Origin of the sequence: Streptomyces sp. NPDC025273, from assembly GCF_040638585.1 — a bacterium.
Classification (GTDB): domain Bacteria; phylum Actinomycetota; class Actinomycetes; order Streptomycetales; family Streptomycetaceae; genus Streptomyces; species Streptomyces cinereorectus.
In genome coordinates, this window is record NZ_JBEZYP010000008.1 from 34,741 (window position 1) to 50,138 (window position 15,398).

General features: G+C 69.6%; 15 protein-coding genes and 1 pseudogene. 10 read left to right on the forward strand and 6 right to left on the reverse strand.

Annotated features, from left to right (window positions below):
- Positions 1-409: 409 nt before the first annotated feature.
- Positions 410-982: a hypothetical protein gene (locus tag AB0F38_RS15335; protein WP_361892300.1), complete on the forward strand. Its 573-nt coding sequence runs from the start codon at positions 410-412 to the stop codon at positions 980-982.
- Positions 983-1,064: 82 nt separating this feature from the next.
- Here AB0F38_RS15335 and AB0F38_RS15340 read toward each other — a convergent pair whose 3' ends face one another.
- On the reverse strand, positions 1,065-1,874 hold the full coding sequence (locus AB0F38_RS15340; protein WP_361892303.1) for a DUF3558 domain-containing protein: 810 nt from the start codon (positions 1,872-1,874) through the stop codon (positions 1,065-1,067).
- Positions 1,875-2,080: 206 nt separating this feature from the next.
- Complete coding sequence (locus AB0F38_RS15345; RefSeq protein ID WP_361892306.1) at positions 2,081-2,884, reverse strand: DUF3558 domain-containing protein; 804 nt, start codon at positions 2,882-2,884, stop codon at positions 2,081-2,083.
- A gap of 171 nt (positions 2,885-3,055) precedes the next feature.
- Here AB0F38_RS15345 and AB0F38_RS15350 point away from each other — a divergent pair, with 171 nt between their 5' ends.
- Complete coding sequence (locus AB0F38_RS15350; RefSeq protein ID WP_361892308.1) at positions 3,056-4,249, forward strand: RtcB family protein; 1,194 nt, start codon at positions 3,056-3,058, stop codon at positions 4,247-4,249.
- Between the two features lie 84 nt (positions 4,250-4,333).
- Here AB0F38_RS15350 and AB0F38_RS15355 read toward each other — a convergent pair whose 3' ends face one another.
- The 3 genes from AB0F38_RS15355 to AB0F38_RS15365 all read right to left on the reverse strand — a co-directional run bounded on the left by AB0F38_RS15355 (position 4,334) and on the right by AB0F38_RS15365 (position 6,400).
- Positions 4,334-5,092, reverse strand: a complete 759-nt coding sequence (locus AB0F38_RS15355) for an SDR family NAD(P)-dependent oxidoreductase (RefSeq protein WP_361892311.1) — start codon at positions 5,090-5,092, stop codon at positions 4,334-4,336.
- Between the two features lie 80 nt (positions 5,093-5,172).
- Positions 5,173-5,508, reverse strand: coding sequence for a YnfA family protein (locus AB0F38_RS15360; protein WP_361892314.1), 336 nt, complete (start codon positions 5,506-5,508; stop codon positions 5,173-5,175).
- 142 nt (positions 5,509-5,650) lie between these two features.
- Positions 5,651-6,400 (reverse strand): Mut7-C RNAse domain-containing protein, encoded by a 750-nt coding sequence (locus tag AB0F38_RS15365; protein ID WP_361892317.1) that lies wholly within the window; start codon positions 6,398-6,400, stop codon positions 5,651-5,653.
- A 114-nt stretch (positions 6,401-6,514) separates the two neighbouring features.
- Between AB0F38_RS15365 and AB0F38_RS15370 the strand changes: the two are divergent.
- Positions 6,515-6,688 (forward strand): annotated as a pseudogene (locus tag AB0F38_RS15370) (TIGR03086 family protein); the annotation flags it as partial.
- A 150-nt stretch (positions 6,689-6,838) separates the two neighbouring features.
- Here the strand turns inward: AB0F38_RS15370 and AB0F38_RS15375 are convergent.
- Positions 6,839-7,423: a hypothetical protein gene (locus AB0F38_RS15375; RefSeq protein ID WP_361892320.1), complete on the reverse strand. Its 585-nt coding sequence runs from the start codon at positions 7,421-7,423 to the stop codon at positions 6,839-6,841.
- Positions 7,424-7,717: 294 nt separating this feature from the next.
- Between AB0F38_RS15375 and hemL the strand changes: the two genes are divergently transcribed.
- The 7 genes from hemL to ccsB all read left to right on the forward strand — a co-directional run bounded on the left by hemL (position 7,718) and on the right by ccsB (position 15,341).
- Complete coding sequence (gene hemL, locus AB0F38_RS15380; protein WP_361892323.1) at positions 7,718-9,025, forward strand: glutamate-1-semialdehyde 2,1-aminomutase; 1,308 nt, start codon at positions 7,718-7,720, stop codon at positions 9,023-9,025.
- Complete coding sequence (locus tag AB0F38_RS15385) at positions 9,022-9,720, forward strand: histidine phosphatase family protein (protein WP_361892326.1); 699 nt, start codon at positions 9,022-9,024, stop codon at positions 9,718-9,720. Before hemL ends, AB0F38_RS15385 begins: the two co-directional genes overlap by 4 nt.
- Before the next feature lie 165 nt (positions 9,721-9,885).
- On the forward strand, positions 9,886-11,124 hold the full coding sequence (locus tag AB0F38_RS15390; protein WP_361892329.1) for a hypothetical protein: 1,239 nt from the start codon (positions 9,886-9,888) through the stop codon (positions 11,122-11,124).
- 67 nt (positions 11,125-11,191) lie between these two features.
- Positions 11,192-11,797, forward strand: a complete 606-nt coding sequence (locus AB0F38_RS15395) for a TlpA disulfide reductase family protein (RefSeq protein WP_361892332.1) — start codon at positions 11,192-11,194, stop codon at positions 11,795-11,797.
- A 4-nt stretch (positions 11,798-11,801) separates the two neighbouring features.
- Complete coding sequence (locus AB0F38_RS15400; protein WP_361892335.1) at positions 11,802-12,566, forward strand: cytochrome c biogenesis protein CcdA; 765 nt, start codon at positions 11,802-11,804, stop codon at positions 12,564-12,566.
- Positions 12,567-12,570: 4 nt separating this feature from the next.
- Positions 12,571-14,268 carry a cytochrome c biogenesis protein ResB gene (locus AB0F38_RS15405; protein ID WP_361892338.1) on the forward strand — a complete coding sequence of 566 codons (1,698 nt, stop codon included), beginning with the start codon at positions 12,571-12,573 and terminating at the stop codon, positions 14,266-14,268.
- The gene (gene ccsB, locus AB0F38_RS15410) at positions 14,265-15,341 is read left to right on the forward strand and encodes a c-type cytochrome biogenesis protein CcsB (protein WP_361892341.1); all 1,077 of its coding nucleotides are present in this window, start codon (positions 14,265-14,267) and stop codon (positions 15,339-15,341) included. The genes AB0F38_RS15405 and ccsB overlap by 4 nt, the downstream gene beginning before the upstream one ends.
- Positions 15,342-15,398: the final 57 nt, after the last annotated feature.

The following is a 15,398-nucleotide window of genomic DNA, read 5'->3' on the forward strand; positions in this document are numbered from 1 at the left end:
ATTCTCCGCTCCGTGTTGATTCCGGCTGTGCGTCGGCCGGGCGGGAAAAGGAACCGCACGCTGCAAGCCGGGATCTTCTTTACGTGTACGGACAATCCGTCGGCATCGTGGCGCAGTCGATGAATTCCCCCGCACGCCCCGGTATGTGACGCGCGGCACAATCATCTACCCAGGGTGACGTGAGACGCGGGTTCGGGCAGGGAGCGACGCTGTTCCGGGGTGAATCCCTTTCGCGCGGTGAGACGCGTGCGTCACGTACAGGTGCTCCCTGCGTCGAGCGGCCGGTCTAATCCGTTGCCCGTGAAGAACCTGAGTGGTTACCGTCCCCCTGTCTTCACCGCCGCTGCGAACTCCACAGGCGCACAACGGTGGAGACGCTTCGTCAGCATCACTATTTCCAGGGGGAAACATGTCTTCTTTCGTCAGGACCCTGACTCGTCTGGCCGTAGCCGGAACGGCGATCGCCGCCACGGGCGTCACCGTGCCCGCGGCGACCGCCGCCGAGACGTCCGCCGCGTCGCAGGGCGTCGTGAAGGTGTCCTCGGACGCCGACTCCGAGACGCGTGCCATCGCCGCGAGCCGCAGCGGGGCGGTGGCACTCGCCGCCACCGTCTGCGGCTCCGGGTACGAGCTCACCGACGCCAAGGCGCTGCCCAACGCGACGACGCGCTACGGCACGCTGTTCTTCTACACCAACGCCACCACCACGAGCGCCTGCGCGATCATGGACAACAACACGTCCGGCAGCGCCAACTACATGGACCTGCGGATCTGGGCGGGCAACAACACCGCCGGCGCCGATGTCGACAAGGGCACCTTCTCGCAGTACGCGGGCCCGGTCTACAGCAGCACCGCCGCGGCCGGGGGCCGGTGCGTCGGTCTGTCCGCACTGATGAAGAACGACGCGGGGACCTCGAACCTGATCAACTGGAAGGGCGGCTACATCTTCAGCGCCGGAGCCGGTTCGGAGTGCGTCAGCTGAGCAGTGCACCCCGGTGCCGGTACGAAGGAGCGCACCTGTCGGCCTGATTCCTGGCCGGCGGGTGCGCTCCACGTCCGGTGGTCTATGACTTGACGGATGCCTTGCCGGACGCCTTGGCGGTCGGCTTGGCGGGCGCCTTCGTGGACGCCTTGGCGGACGGTGTGGCAGAGGGCTTCTCCGTAGCCGGGGCGTCGTCAGCGACAGCGGCGACGGCCTCCTTGGCGGCCTTCTCGGCGCCCTTGAGGATGTCGGCGGCGGAGGGGGTCTTGGCTCCCGCGTACCCCGCACCGTTGTAGGTGAGCGTGACGACGACGTTGGCCGTACGGGCCACGACCGTCGCGTACTTGAAGTCCTCGCCCGTCTTGGCCAGGTCGTAGGTGACGGCGGTGGCCTGCTCGCCGATTCCGTCGGCCGGAGCGGCCGAAACCTTCTTGGCGCCCTCGGTCGCCTGCGCCTTGGCGACCTGCTTCGTGTACTCGTCCGTCGCCCGCTTCGCTCCGCTGCCCAGGGCCTGGTCGGAATCGAAGCGGATGAAGCCGACGTCGAGCCAGCGGTACTGGGAACCCTTGACGCCGTTGGAGTCCAGACCGTTCCAGGAACAGCTGCTGCGGGTCTCCGTGTTGCTGGACCTGCCCGCCGTGCCGGACTTGACCTTGGTCTCGGGGACCAGGGACTCGATCGTCTTCCTGCCGATCGACTTGCAGGTGTCGGCGGGCAGCGCGTCGAACTTCGCGGGCTCGACCGTCGCCTCCGACTTCTTCTCGCTCGGCGCGGCGGACGAGTCCGAGCCCTTCTTGTCGCCGGAGTCCGACGAGCAGCCGGCGACGACGAGCATCACCGGAACGGCGGCGCAGGCGAGTATGCGGGACAGTCGCGGGGCTGATCGGTGCATGGTTCCTTCACTCGGACGGCACGGCGGTCTCGGTCGTGCGGGCGGTCGGGCTGTACGTGGGTCGGTGCGGTACGTGGGCCGGGCGGAGCGGCCGGTCCGCCCGGCGCTCCGGAGGGCCACGGTACGACGGACGGCGGCCGGATGCCGCCTCGGTCGCGGGCACCGGAGCGGGCGGCGGCCTCTCGGCGGGGGCCGCCGGTCCGGGGCTACTCGCTGAGGGTCTCGGCCAGCCTCCGGGCCAGGGCCTGCGCCTTCTCCTGCAGTTCCTGGCTGTCGGGCACCTCGGTGATGCCGGCGGGCTGCTCGGTGTACTGGACGGTCACGATGACGTTCGATGTGCGGAATACCACGCTCACGGTGCGGTGCTGCGCGGTGGATCCCGCCCGGGTGAGCTCGTCGTCGAGGAACGCGGCGTCCCCGAGGCCCTCCAGCAGCCGGGGCCGGAGGTCCTCGGTGATGCCGACGGAGGGGCCGGCCGAGGGCGAGTCGGTGGCGCCGCCCGGCGATCCGGAAGGGGAGCCGCTCGGCGTCGGGCCGGGGGAGCCCGCGACGGTGCTGCTGGGCGTTGCGCCGGTCGCCCCGGGGGCCAGGCCGGCGGCGTCCTCCTTCTTCGAGTACACCTCGTCGGTGCGGTCGTCGTCGCTCACCGAAGGGTCGTAGGACACGACGCGCTCGAAGTCGATGGAGAGGCTCCGGGACGCGTCCGGGGCGTTCGAGCTCCAGCGGCAGCCGACCTTGCGGTCGGTGTCGTAGGTGACGGTGGCCGTTCCCTCGTACACCTTCTCCTGCTGCTTCTCGGGCAGCTCGGCGGTGCCCGGCAGCAGGTCCTTGAGGGTGGAACGCGGCACGGCGCGGCAGGATTCGGGCAGCGTCCGGTACTTGCCGGGTGGTGCGGCCGAGACCGTAGGGCTGCCGGGCTTGCTGTCGGCGGCGGGGTCGTCGGCGCCGGAGCCGGCGCTGCAGCCGGCGACGAGCGCTGCGAGAAGCGCGACGCCGGGTACGTACGCCATGTGTCGCACGGTCCCAGGCTCCCTTCGGTACGAAAACAGGTTGCCGCTCGATGGCGGCCGATGGACACAATGTGTATCGCACGCGCCGCTGTGAATGCCGGTCGGCAGACCTATATGCCGACCTCGGCACCGGTTTTGCGCTTTCAGTCTTTTCGGGGGAATCGAGGGGTTATGTCGTACGTAGAGGTGCCGGGGGCGAAGGTTCCGATCCGGATGTGGGCGGACCCGGCGTCCGTCGAGGACGGCGCGATGCAGCAGCTGAGGAACGTGGCCACCCTGCCCTGGATCAAGGGCCTGGCCGTCATGCCGGACGTCCACTTCGGCAAGGGTGCGACCGTCGGTTCGGTGATCGCCATGCACGGGGCGGTCTGCCCGGCCGCGGTGGGCGTGGACATCGGCTGCGGAATGTCGGCGGTGAAGACGTCCCTCACGGCCAACGATCTTCCGGGCGACCTGTCGCGTCTCCGGTCGAAGATCGAGGAGGCCATTCCGGTGGGCCGCGGGATGCACGACGACGTCGTCGATCCGGGGAAGCTGCACGGTTTCCCGACGTCGGGCTGGGACGATTTCTGGACGCGGTTCGACGGGATTGCCGACGCGGTGAAATTCCGGCAGGAGCGCGCCACGAAGCAGATGGGGACGCTCGGGTCGGGCAATCACTTCATCGAATTCTGTCTTGACGAGCTGGGTGCGGTGTGGCTGATGCTGCACTCCGGTTCCAGGAACATCGGGAAGGAACTCGCCGACTTCCACATCGGGCAGGCGCAGAAGCTTCCGCACAACCAGGGACTCGTCGACCGTGACCTGGCGGTCTTCATCGCCGACACCCCGCAGATGGCGGCGTACCGCAACGACCTGTTCTGGGCGCAGGAGTACGCGAAGTACAACCGCTCGATCATGATGGGTCTCTTCCAGGACGTGGTCCGGAAGGAATTCAAGAAGGCCAGGGTCACGTTCGAGCCGGTGATCTCCTGCCACCACAACTACGTGGCGGAGGAGCGGTACGAGGGCATGGATCTGCTCGTCACCCGAAAGGGGGCGATTCGTGCCGGCTCCGGGGATTTCGGGATCATCCCGGGCTCCATGGGCACCGGCTCGTACATCGTGAAGGGCCTGGGGAACGAGATGTCGTTCAACTCGGCCTCGCACGGAGCCGGACGTCGGATGAGCCGGAACGCCGCGAAGCGGACGTTCTCGACGAAGGACCTGGAGGACCAGACACGGGGCGTGGAGTGTCGTAAGGACTCCGGTGTCGTGGACGAGATCCCGGCCGCGTACAAGCCGATCGAGCAGGTCATCGAGCGGCAGCGGGACCTGGTGGAGGTCGTCGCGAAGCTGAAGCAGGTCGTGTGCGTGAAGGGCTGAGGCCCGGCATCCCGCGAACGGCAGGCCCCGGACCGCACTGCGGCGGTCCGGGGCTTCTCGTCGGCCGGCCCTCGGGGCCGCAGGTCACAGCGTGCGGTGGACCTTGGAGTTGGAGGCCTGGGCGCGGGGGCGGACCACGAGGAGGTCGATGTTGACGTGGCTGGGGCGGGTGACGGCCCAGGTGACGGTGTCGGCCACGTCGTCCGCGGTGAGCGGGGCGTCGACGCCCGCGTAGACCTTCGCGGCCTTCTCCGTGTCGCCCCGGAAGCGGGTGGTGGCGAACTCCTCGGTCCTGACCATGCCGGGCGCGATCTCGATGACCCGGACCGGCGTGCCGACGATCTCCAGGCGGAGGGTCTCGGCAAGGACGTGTTCGCCGTGCTTGGCCGCGACGTAGCCCCCACCGCCCTCGTACGAGGAGAGGGCGGCGGTCGAGGAGATGATCACGACCGTGCCGTCGCCGCTCGCGGTGAGGGCGGGCAGCAGGGCCTGGGTGAGGTTGAGCGTGCCGATCACGTTCGTCTCGTACATCTGGCGCCAGTCGGCGGGGTCACCGGTCGCGACGGGGTCGGCGCCCAGCGCCCCGCCCGCGTTGTTGACGAGGACGGCCAGGGAGCGGAACGCGGTGGCGAACTCGTCCACGGCCACCCGGTCGGTGACGTCCAGGGCGTAGGCCGCCGCCTGGTGGCCCGCCTCGGTGAGCTCGGCGGCGAGTGCCTCGATGCGGTCCTTGCGGCGGGCGGTGAGCACCACGCGGTATCCGGCGGCGGCCAGCCGGCGGGCGGTCGCGGCGCCGATGCCGCTGCTCGCACCGGTGATGACGGCGATGGGGGTGGCGGCCATGGCGAACTCCTCGGACAGCTGATCGGTACGGGCCAAGGATAGGCAGGCCGTGGGCGCGCGGTTCCGGCGGTCGCGCGGCCTCAGTGGCTGCGGGGTGCGTACATGATCACTGCCATGCCGGCCAGGCAGATCAGGGCCCCTGTCACGTCCCAGCGGTCCGGACGGTAGCCGTCGGCGGCCATGCCCCAGGCGATCGAACCGGCGACGAACACCCCGCCGTACGCGGCGAGGACGCGTCCGAATTCGCCGTCCGGCTGGAGCGTGGCCACGAAGCCGTACGCGCCCAGGGCGATGACGCCCGCTCCGGTCCAGAGCCGGCCGCGGTGCTCGCGCACCCCCTGCCAGACGAGCCAGGCGCCCCCGATCTCGAAGAGTGCGGCGACGACGAAGAGCGCGACGGAGCGGGCGACGACCATGGCATCAGCGTTTCACGTGGCGCTCGCGCGCCGCGTGCGTGGGCCGTGCGGGTGGGGGGACGTGCGGCGGACCGGTCCCTGAGGTCCTGGCCCTCTCCGCCGGCGACCCGTACGTGTTCTGAGGGGCCGGCGGCCCGGTGTGTCAGGTGGTCGGCGCCGCGCTGCCCGCCCCGCCGAACTCGCGCACCGCCTCCGCCACCACAGCCGTCAGGCGGGCGTGGTGGGCGCCCCGCCAGTAGACCCGCTCACAGACCGTGCACTGGGCGAACACGTCGTACGACTGCTGGGTGCCCTGTTCCAGGCGGGCGCTCACGGAGTCCTTGTCGGCATCCGTGAGCTGCCCGTTGCACGCGGTGCAGCGGGTCCACGGTGCGAGCACCGGGGCGAACCGGCCCAGGACGTCGCGGAGCTGCTCCTGCGGTCGCTCGCTGTAGATGTACGCCCCCGCCCAGATCTCCCGGCGCCTGAGCAGCCCCCGGTCGCGCGAGAGCAGCACCCGCCGCTGTTCTGCGGACAGGGCCGCCAGCGCGGGGTCCCCGATGTCCTCGTTCTCGTACGCCGCGTCGACGCCCAGCAGCCGCAACCGGCGCGCGAGCGTGCCCAGATGGACGTCGAGAAGGAAGCGCAGCGGTGCGCCGGGGACCTGCTGGGGGCGCCGTACGGCCCGCACCTCGACCTGCTCGCCCGCGCCGGGGATGTGCGACACGGGCACGGGCGTGCCGTCGACGAGCAGCTGACCGGCCTCGGTGAGGGGGACGCCGAGGGACTCCACGACGTGACCCAGGGTCGACGAGCCGTCGGTGACGACGGTGGTGGGTCCCTGGCGGCGCTCGTGGGCGACGAAGAGCCGGAGTTCCGGGGCTACTTCGAGGGTGATCTCAGGTCCGTTCACCTGGTCAGGATGCCATTGCGCGGGGTGGGGCGGCGAGAGGTTTCCGGGAGCACGGCGACGCGGTCAGCGCGGTGCGAAGGCCGTCGGGGGGACGCCCGCCGTTGCCGTGAAGTCCCTGCCCCCGCCGTGGTGGACGAGGTGAGGCCGGGGCCTTGCGGGCCGGCCCCGCAGGCCCGGGAGATGAGGATGTTCGGCGAGCCGTTCCCCGGACCGCCCGGCGCCACCGTCTTCGAACGGGTGCCGGCCGTGACGGGCCGCGATCCCGGCTGGACTCCGAGCCGGCCCTGACGCGGGCGGCCGGTACGGACCGCGGGCGGCGCCGCATCGGCAGGCGTGCGGCCTGCGGGCGTGCGCCGGGCGGACGCATGGCACGCCCGGTGCGCGCGCACGCGCCGGGCCGTCCCTCCCGAAGACCGTCGCTGTCGAGGGAACCGCAGGTCAGGGCCACACCAGGCAGTACGCCTGGTGTCCCGCGTCGTGCAGCCGGTGGGAGAAGTCCTGCCACTCATGGAGCAGCCGATAGACGTTGAACGCGTCGCGCGGGCCGCCGCGGTCCGGGACGGTGGACCAGATGAAGGCCGCCGCGCCGACCGACTCCTCGCCGACGTCCCGCAGCGGGTCGACGACCGTCATCGGAAGCCTGACCACCGCGTAGTCGGGGTGGAGCACGACCAGCTCCAGCGGGGGCACCTTGTTCAGGGGTATGCCCTGTATGCCGGTGAGGACCATGGCCGCCACCGTCTCCGGCTTGATCTTGCTGAACATGCCGCCCATGCCCAGCTCGTCGCCGCCCAGCTCCTCGGGACGCATGGAAATGGGCACACGTGCGGCAGTCGCCCCGTCGGGGGCACCGAAGTACTTGTAGGTCACCCCCACCCGTCCACTGCTCCTGCTCCCGTGACCTCCGGCGCTGTCCGCCTGGGCCTTCCGTGCGCGCTCGGCCTCGCGCCGGTGCCGCCCTCGCCGGGCAGGCTCGGGCCCCAGGTCGTCGGTGCCTTCGCCCACTCCGCCACCGCGATGCATATCTCATCCACCCGACTACTTCTTAGGAGACACAGCCCCGCCGCGCAACCCGATCATCGTGCCAGTGACCTCCCCCACGAGCGTGCGGTGAAACACCTGTCCGCAAGACCGTCGGTGCCTCTGACACCATGGCATGTGTGAGCTTTCCCTATGACGCCCCAGTTTCGCAGACGCGAGAGGACTGACGCCCTTTCGTTGTACGAGCCTCATACGGGCAGCGTGCGCTCCCTGCTCACCGGTGGCCGAGAATTTCGGCCAGGCCCCCGAACCCCCGAATCGCAGATCAGGACCAAAGTGGCGTATTCATACGAAGCCCCAGTTTCGCAGACGCTTTTCGACCGTGCGTCGCTCGTCACGCCCGGTGGCGTGAACTCCCCCGTGCGTGCCTTCCGGGCCGTGGGCGGTACACCCCGGTTCATGGTGTCCGGTACGGGTCCGTACCTCACCGACGCCGACGGCCGTGAGTATGTCGACCTCGTGTGTTCGTGGGGGCCGATGATCCTCGGCCACGCGCACCCCGAGGTCATCGCGGCCGTCCAGGACGCGGTGGCCCGGGGGACCTCCTTCGGTACGCCGGGAGAGGGCGAGGTCGCGCTCGCCGAGGAGATCGTGGCCCGGATCGAGCCCGTGGAGCAGGTGCGGCTGGTGTCGTCCGGCACCGAGGCGACCATGTCCGCGATCCGGCTCGCCCGTGGTTTCACGGGGCGTGCGAAGGTCGTGAAGTTCGCCGGGTGCTACCACGGGCACGTCGACGCACTGCTGGCCGCCGCCGGCTCCGGGGTCGCCACCTTCGGCCTTCCCGACACGCCCGGTGTCACCGGTGCCCAGGCCGGCGACACGATCGTGCTGCCGTACAACGACCTGGAGGCCGTGCGCACCGCCTTCGCCGCGCAGCCGGGCGAGATCGCCTGCGTGATCACCGAGGCGTCGCCGGGCAACATGGGTGTCGTCCCGCCCCTGGACGGCTTCAACGCCGGGCTGAAGGAGATCTGCGCGGCCAACGGCGCGCTGTACATCTCCGACGAGGTGATGACCGGATTCCGTACCTCCAGGGCGGGCTGGTACGGCATCGACGGGGTGCGCCCCGACCTGATGACCTTCGGCAAGGTCATGGGCGGCGGCTTCCCGGCAGCGGCCTTCGGCGGCCGGGCCGATGTGATGGCACACCTCGCCCCCGCCGGCCCCGTCTACCAGGCGGGCACCCTCTCCGGTAACCCGGTCGCCACCGCCGCCGGGCTCGCCCAGCTGCGGCTGCTCGACGACGCGGCGTACGCGAAGGTCGACGCGGTGTCCGCGGAGCTGCGGGCCCTGGTGGGCGAGGCGTTCAGCAAGGAGGGCGTCGCGCACACGGTGTCGGCCGCGAGCAACATGTTCTCCGTCTTCTTCACCGACGAGCCCGTGCGCGACTACGAGGACGCCAAGAAGCAGGAAGCTTTCCGCTTCACCGCCTTCTTCCACTCGATGCTGGCCCAGGGCGTCTACCTGCCGCCGTCCGCTTTCGAGTCCTGGTTCGTCTCGACGGCCCACGACGAGCGCGCGGTCGAGCGGATCGCGGCGGCGCTGCCCGCCGCCGCCCGCGCCGCATCGGAGGCCACCGCATGAGCGGGACGGAAGGGAACGGCGGCAGGGACGTCACCGTCGTCCACCTGATGCGCCACGGCGAGGTCCACAACCCGGAGGGCGTGCTCTACGGGCGCCGCCCCGGCTACGGCCTCTCCGATCTCGGCCGCCGGATGGCCGACCGGGTCGCCGAGCACCTGGAGAAGCGCGACATCACGTACGTCGTGGCCTCCCCGCTGGAGCGCGCCCAGGAGACGGCCCTGCCGATCGCCACGTCCCACGGCCTGGACCTGGCCACCGACGCGCGCCTCATCGAGGCCGCCAACGTCTTCGAGGGCAAGACCTTCGGGGTGGGTGACGGTGCGCTGCGCAGGCCGGACAACTGGAAGCACCTCACCAATCCGTTCAAGCCCTCCTGGGGCGAGCCGTACATCGAGCAGGTCGTGCGGATGATGAGCGCCCTGGACGCGGCGCGCGACGCCGCCCGCGGGCACGAGGCGGTCTGTGTCAGCCATCAGCTGCCGATCTGGATCGTGCGGAGCTTCGTGGAGCGGCGCCGGCTGTGGCACGACCCGCGCAAGCGGCAGTGCACCCTGGCCTCGCTGACCAGCTTCACGTACGAGGGCGACACGATCGTGTCCGTCGGGTACGGCGAGCCGGCCAGGGACCTGGTCCCGACGCATCTGCTCGCGGGTGCGAAGCCGGTCAAGGGGAAGTCCAAGGCGTTCGGCGCGTAGCCCGCCCGCGCCGCCCCGCGCGGTCACCTCGTGTGCAGCACCTGTAAGGGTCTGGTCACGTAACAACTTTTGTGAATATCGGCGGAACCGTCGTGTTGCTTTCCTCATCTAAGCCATCGCCAGTTTGCATGGCAATGAGGTGAAACGACCGCAGATGGGGATGCTATGCGTGATATCAGCCGAAGGGGTCTGATCGGGGCAGGACTCGGGGCCGCAGCCGCACTCTCAGTGACCGGCTGCGGCCCCCTCGGCTCGTCGGACGGCGGACATTCCGGTCCCGACAAAGGGAAGCGGGGGAACGCCGGAGGCCCTCCGAAGAAGGACATCAGGCTCATCGGTGACGGTTCCACGGCGGACACCGGAAAGCAGCCGAATCAGCCCGCCGCTCCGGTTCCGCTGGAACCCGGCCAGACGCCACCGCAGTTCGTGATCTTTTCCTGGGACGGGGCCGGTGAGGTCGGCAACGGTCTTTTCCCGCGCTTTCTCGAACTCGCCCGGGAACACGACGCGGCGATGACCTTCTTCCTCTCCGGGCTGTACGTGCTGCCCGAATCGAAGAAGTCCCTGTACCGGCCGCCGGGCAACCCCCGGGGTGCCTCCGACATCGGCTACCTGACCGACGACCACGTCAGGCAGACCCTGAAGTACGTCCGTGAGGCCTGGCTCGACGGGCACGAGATCGGTACGCACTTCAACGGGCATTTCTGCGGAGGTTCGGGATCCGTCGGCAACTGGTCGCCGGCGCAATGGCAGAGCGAGATCGACCAGGCGATCTCCTTCGTCACCGAATGGCGGACGAACACCGGCTGGAACGACCTCGATCCGCTGCCGTTCGACTACCGGAAGGAACTCGTCGGCGCCCGTACCCCCTGTCTGCTCGGCCAGGACAATCTCCTGCCGACCGCGAAGCGGCTGGGCTGGCGCTATGACGCGAGCTCGCCGGGCGGCCGGCAGATGTGGCCGGAGAAACGCCAGGGAATCTGGGATCTTCCGCTGCAGGGCGTGCCGTTCCCCGGCCACACCTTCGAAGTCCTCTCCATGGACTACAACATCCTCGCCAACCAGTCGATGAATTCGACCAACGGCATGCCCTCGCGCTATCCCGGCTGGCGCACCCAGGCCACCGGTGCCTATGTCGCCGGTTTCGAGCGCGCCTACGAGTCGAATCGCGCGCCTTTCTACATCGGAAACCACTTCGAGGAGTGGAACGGCGGCATCTACATGGACGCCGTCGAGGAAGTGATCAAAAAGATCGCCGGCAAGCCGGATGTGCGCCTCGTCTCCTTCCGGCAGTTCGTCGACTGGCTCGACGTACAGGATCCGGCGGTGCTCGCGAAGCTTCGTACCCTGGAGGTCGGGCAGTCGCCGGACGGCGGCTGGAACACCTTCTTCAAGCAGCCCTGACAAGGGGCTTCACGGGCATCGAGGGGGGTGCGGGAGATCCCTGGAACTGCCATGCGAAACTTTTCACATGAGCTCTGGCCGCGCACCCCGACGCCGCTTCACCCTGCTCGCCGCCACGGCAGTGGCCGGTGCCCTGACCCTGTCCGCGTGCAGTGGGGACGGCGGCAGGGCAGGTGGTGGCGGCAATACGAACTTCGTCACCGGCAGCGGCGGGATCTCCACCGTGGCCAAGGGCGAACGTACGGACGCGCCGAAGCTCGCCGGCCCGACCGTGGACGGCAAGACCCTCGACGTGGCCGACTACAAGGGCAAGGTCGTCGTCCTGAACGTCTGGGGCTCCTGGTGCGGCCCCTGCCGCGCCGAGGCCAAGCACTTCGCGAAGGTGTCCGAGGAGACGAAGGACCAGGGCGTCCAGTTCGTCGGGATCAACACCCGGGACCCCCAGAAGGCCGCCGCGTTCAACTTCGAGCAGGACTTCGGGATCACCTACCCGAGCCTCTACGACCCGACCGGCAAGCTCCTCCTCCGCTTCCCGAAGGGCACCCTGAACCTGCAGACCGTGCCGTCGACCGTGGTCATCGACCGGGACGGCAAGGTCGCCGCCCGCACGCTGGCCGCCCTGGACGCGACGAAGCTCCGCGAGATGATCGACCCGCTGATCGCGGAGAAGTGACACCGTGCTCCAGCTAGCCGCGGAAGCCGGTTACAACGACACCGTGATCGGCGGCGCCCTGCTCGTGGCGCTGCCCATCGCGCTGCTCGGCGGGCTCGTCTCCTTCTTCTCGCCGTGCGTCCTGCCGCTGGTGCCCGGATACCTCAGCTACGTCACCGGGGTCAGCGGCAGCGATCTGGCCGAGGCCCGGCGGGGCAGGACCGTCGCCGGCGCCTCGCTGTTCGTGCTCGGCTTCACCGCCGTGTTCGTGTCCGGGGGCGCCCTCTTCGGCTTTTTCGGCCAGACCCTCCAGGACTACAGCGGAACGCTCTCCAAGGTCCTCGGCGTGCTGATGATCCTGATGGGGATCTTCTTCATGGGCCTCATGCCCTGGATGACGCAGCGCGAGTTCCGCATCCACAAAAGGCCGGTGACCGGGCTGGCCGGCGCACCGCTGCTCGGCGCCCTCTTCGGGATCGGCTGGACCCCCTGCCTGGGCCCGACGCTCGCCTCCGTCAACGCGCTCGCGTTCGACCAGGCGACCGCGGGCCGCGGGGCGGTCCTGTCCGTGGCGTACTGCCTCGGGCTCGGCCTCCCCTTCGTCCTGGCGGCGGTCGCCTTCCGCCGGGCGCTCGGCGCGTTCGGATGGGTCAAGCGCCACTACGCATGGGTCATGCGGATCGGCGGCGGCATGATGATCGTGACCGGGATACTCCTGCTGACGGGCGCCTGGGACGTGCTCATCCAGGAGATGCAGGTCTGGTCCAACGGCTTCACTGTGGGGATCTGAGTCCATGAGCAACACGAACACCACGGACGAGCGTGACCTCGGCGAGGCCGGAGCGCAGCTCTCCACCGCCCCGCGTGAGGAACCCGCGTCCCCCTCCGGACCCGCGATGGGCGTCTTCGGGTGGGCCCGCTGGTTCTGGCGGCAGCTCACCTCGATGCGGGTCGCCCTGATCCTGCTCTTCCTGCTGTCGCTCGGCGCCATCCCCGGCTCGCTGATCCCGCAGAACAGCGTGGACGAACTGAAGGTGCAGACCTTCAAGGAAACCCACACCACGGTCACCCCGATCTACGAGAAGCTGCAGTTCTTCGACGTCTACGGCTCGGTGTGGTTCTCCGCGATCTACATCCTGCTGTTCGTGTCCCTGATCGGCTGCATCGTCCCGCGCACCGGCCAGTTCATCGGCCAGCTGCGCGGCCGTCCGCCCGGCGCCCCGAAGAAGCTGACCCGGCTGCCGGCGTACACCACCTGGCGCACCGACGCGGAGCCCGAGCAGGTCCGCGAGGCCGCGCTCGCCCTCCTGCGCGGGCGGCGCTTCCGGTCGCACGAGGTGGGCGACGCGGTGGCCGCCGAAAAGGGCTATCTGCGCGAGGCGGGGAACCTGATGTTCCACATCGCGCTGATCGTCATGCTGGTGTCCTTCGCCGGCGGACAGCTCTTCAAGTCCGAGGGCGGCAAGCTGGTCGTCGAGGGCGACGGCTTCTCCAACACGCTCAGCCAGTACGACGACTTCAAGTCCGGCTCGCTCTTCGACACCGACGAACTCGCCCCGTTCAGCTTCACCCTGGACGACTTCATCGGCACGTACGAGCGCAGCGGCCCTCAGCGCGGCACCCCCCGGACCTACGAGGCCCGGGTGACGTACTCCGAGGGCGCGGACGGCGCACCGCGGAAGAGGGTCATCAGGGTCAACGAGCCGCTCGTCGTCGACGGCACGAAGGTCTACCTCAACGCACACGGCTACGCTCCCGTCATCTCCGTCAAGGACGGCAGGGGCAAGGAGGTCTACCGGACCGCCGTACCCCTGCTGCCCATCGACAACAACGTCACCTCCACCGGTGCGATCAAGGTGATGGACGGCTACAAGGGCGCCGACGGCAAGAAGACCCAGCTCGGCTTCCAGGCCTTCTTCGTCCCGACGTTCGCCGGCAACGGCCAGGGCACGATGTTCTCGCAGTTCCCCGCCGCCGACTATCCGGTGCTCGCGCTCAACGGCTACCACGGCAGCCTCGGCGTCGACTCCGGACTGCCGCAGAACGTGTACCAGCTGGACACGTCCAAGATGAAGGAATTCAAGGACGCCAACGGGGACAAGCTCAAGCAGCGCATGCGCCCCGGCGAGACCATGAAGCTCCCGGACGGCGCGGGCTCGGTCACCTTCGAGGGCGTCGAGGAGTGGGCCAGCTTCCAGATCACGCGCCAGCCCGCCAGCGGCTGGGCGCTCACCGGCGCCGTCGCCGCCATCGCCGGCCTCGCCGGATCGCTCTTCATCCAGCGCCGCCGGGTCTGGGTGCGGGCCGTACGGGGCACGGACGGCGTCACCGTCGTCGAGATGGCGGGCCTCGGCCGCAGCGAGTCCACGAAGCTCCCCGAGGAGCTGGCCGGCCTCGCGGGCGCGCTCCACACCGTCACGCCCACCGCACCCCCGTCCGAATCCGCGCCCGAACCATCTTCCGAAGAACCTGCCGAAGGGGCTGAGAAGTGAATCTCGCCGCCGCAACCAACGAGAATCTGGCGAGCATCAGCAACACGCTGATCTACTCGTCGATGGCCGTCTACATGCTGGCCTTCTTCGCGCACATCGCGGAGTGGGTGTTCGGCAGCCGCAGCAAGGTCGGCCGGACCGCCGCCGCGCTGACCGGACCGGACGTCGCGGGTTCCGGGGTGAAGATCGCTCAGCAGGGCGGTGGCACCGCAGTCCTGGACCGCCCGAAGGTCGTCACCCGTGCCGCGTCCGGGACCCGGGACGTCCCGGACGGCCCGGGTGCCGCGGGCGGCACCGTCAAGGGCGACCTGTGGGGGCGGATCGCGGTCTCCCTGACCGTCGTGGCCTTCGCCGTCGAGGCCGGCGGGGTCCTCGCCCGCGCCCTGTCGGTGCAGCGCGCCCCCTGGGGCAACATGTACGAGTTCTCGATCACCTTCTCCACCGTGGCGGTCGGCGCCTACCTCGTCCTCCTGGCGCTGAGGAAGAACGTCCGCTGGATCGGCCTGCTGCTGGTCACCACGGTCCTGCTGGACCTGGGCGTCGCCACCACCTGGCTCTACACCGACAGCGCCCAGCTGGTGCCCGCCCTGCACTCCTACTGGCTGTGGATCCACGTCTCCACCGCCATCTTCTGCGGTGCCGTCTTCTACCTCGGCGCTGTCGGGACGCTGCTCTACCTGTTCCGTGACAGCTACGAGAACAAGCTGGCCACCGGCGGGAACCCGGGCGCCTTCGCCCGGTCCGTCCTGGAACGGCTGCCCGCCGCCGCGACCCTCGACAAGTTCTCGTACCGCATCAACGCGGCCGTCTTCCCGCTGTGGACGTTCACGATCATCGCGGGCGCGATCTGGGCGGGCGACGCCTGGGGCCGCTACTGGGGCTGGGACCCCAAGGAGGTCTGGTCCTTCATCACCTGGGTCGCCTACGCCTGCTACCTGCACGCCCGCGCGACGGCCGGCTGGAAGGGCCGCAAGGCCGCGTACCTGGCGCTGGTCGCCTTCGGCTGCTGGCTCTTCAACTACTACGGCGTGAACATCTTCGTCACCGGCAAGCACTCCTACGCCGGAGTCTGAGCACGGCACGACACAAGGGCGCGGTCCGCATCTGCGGACCGCGCCCTTCGTCATCGC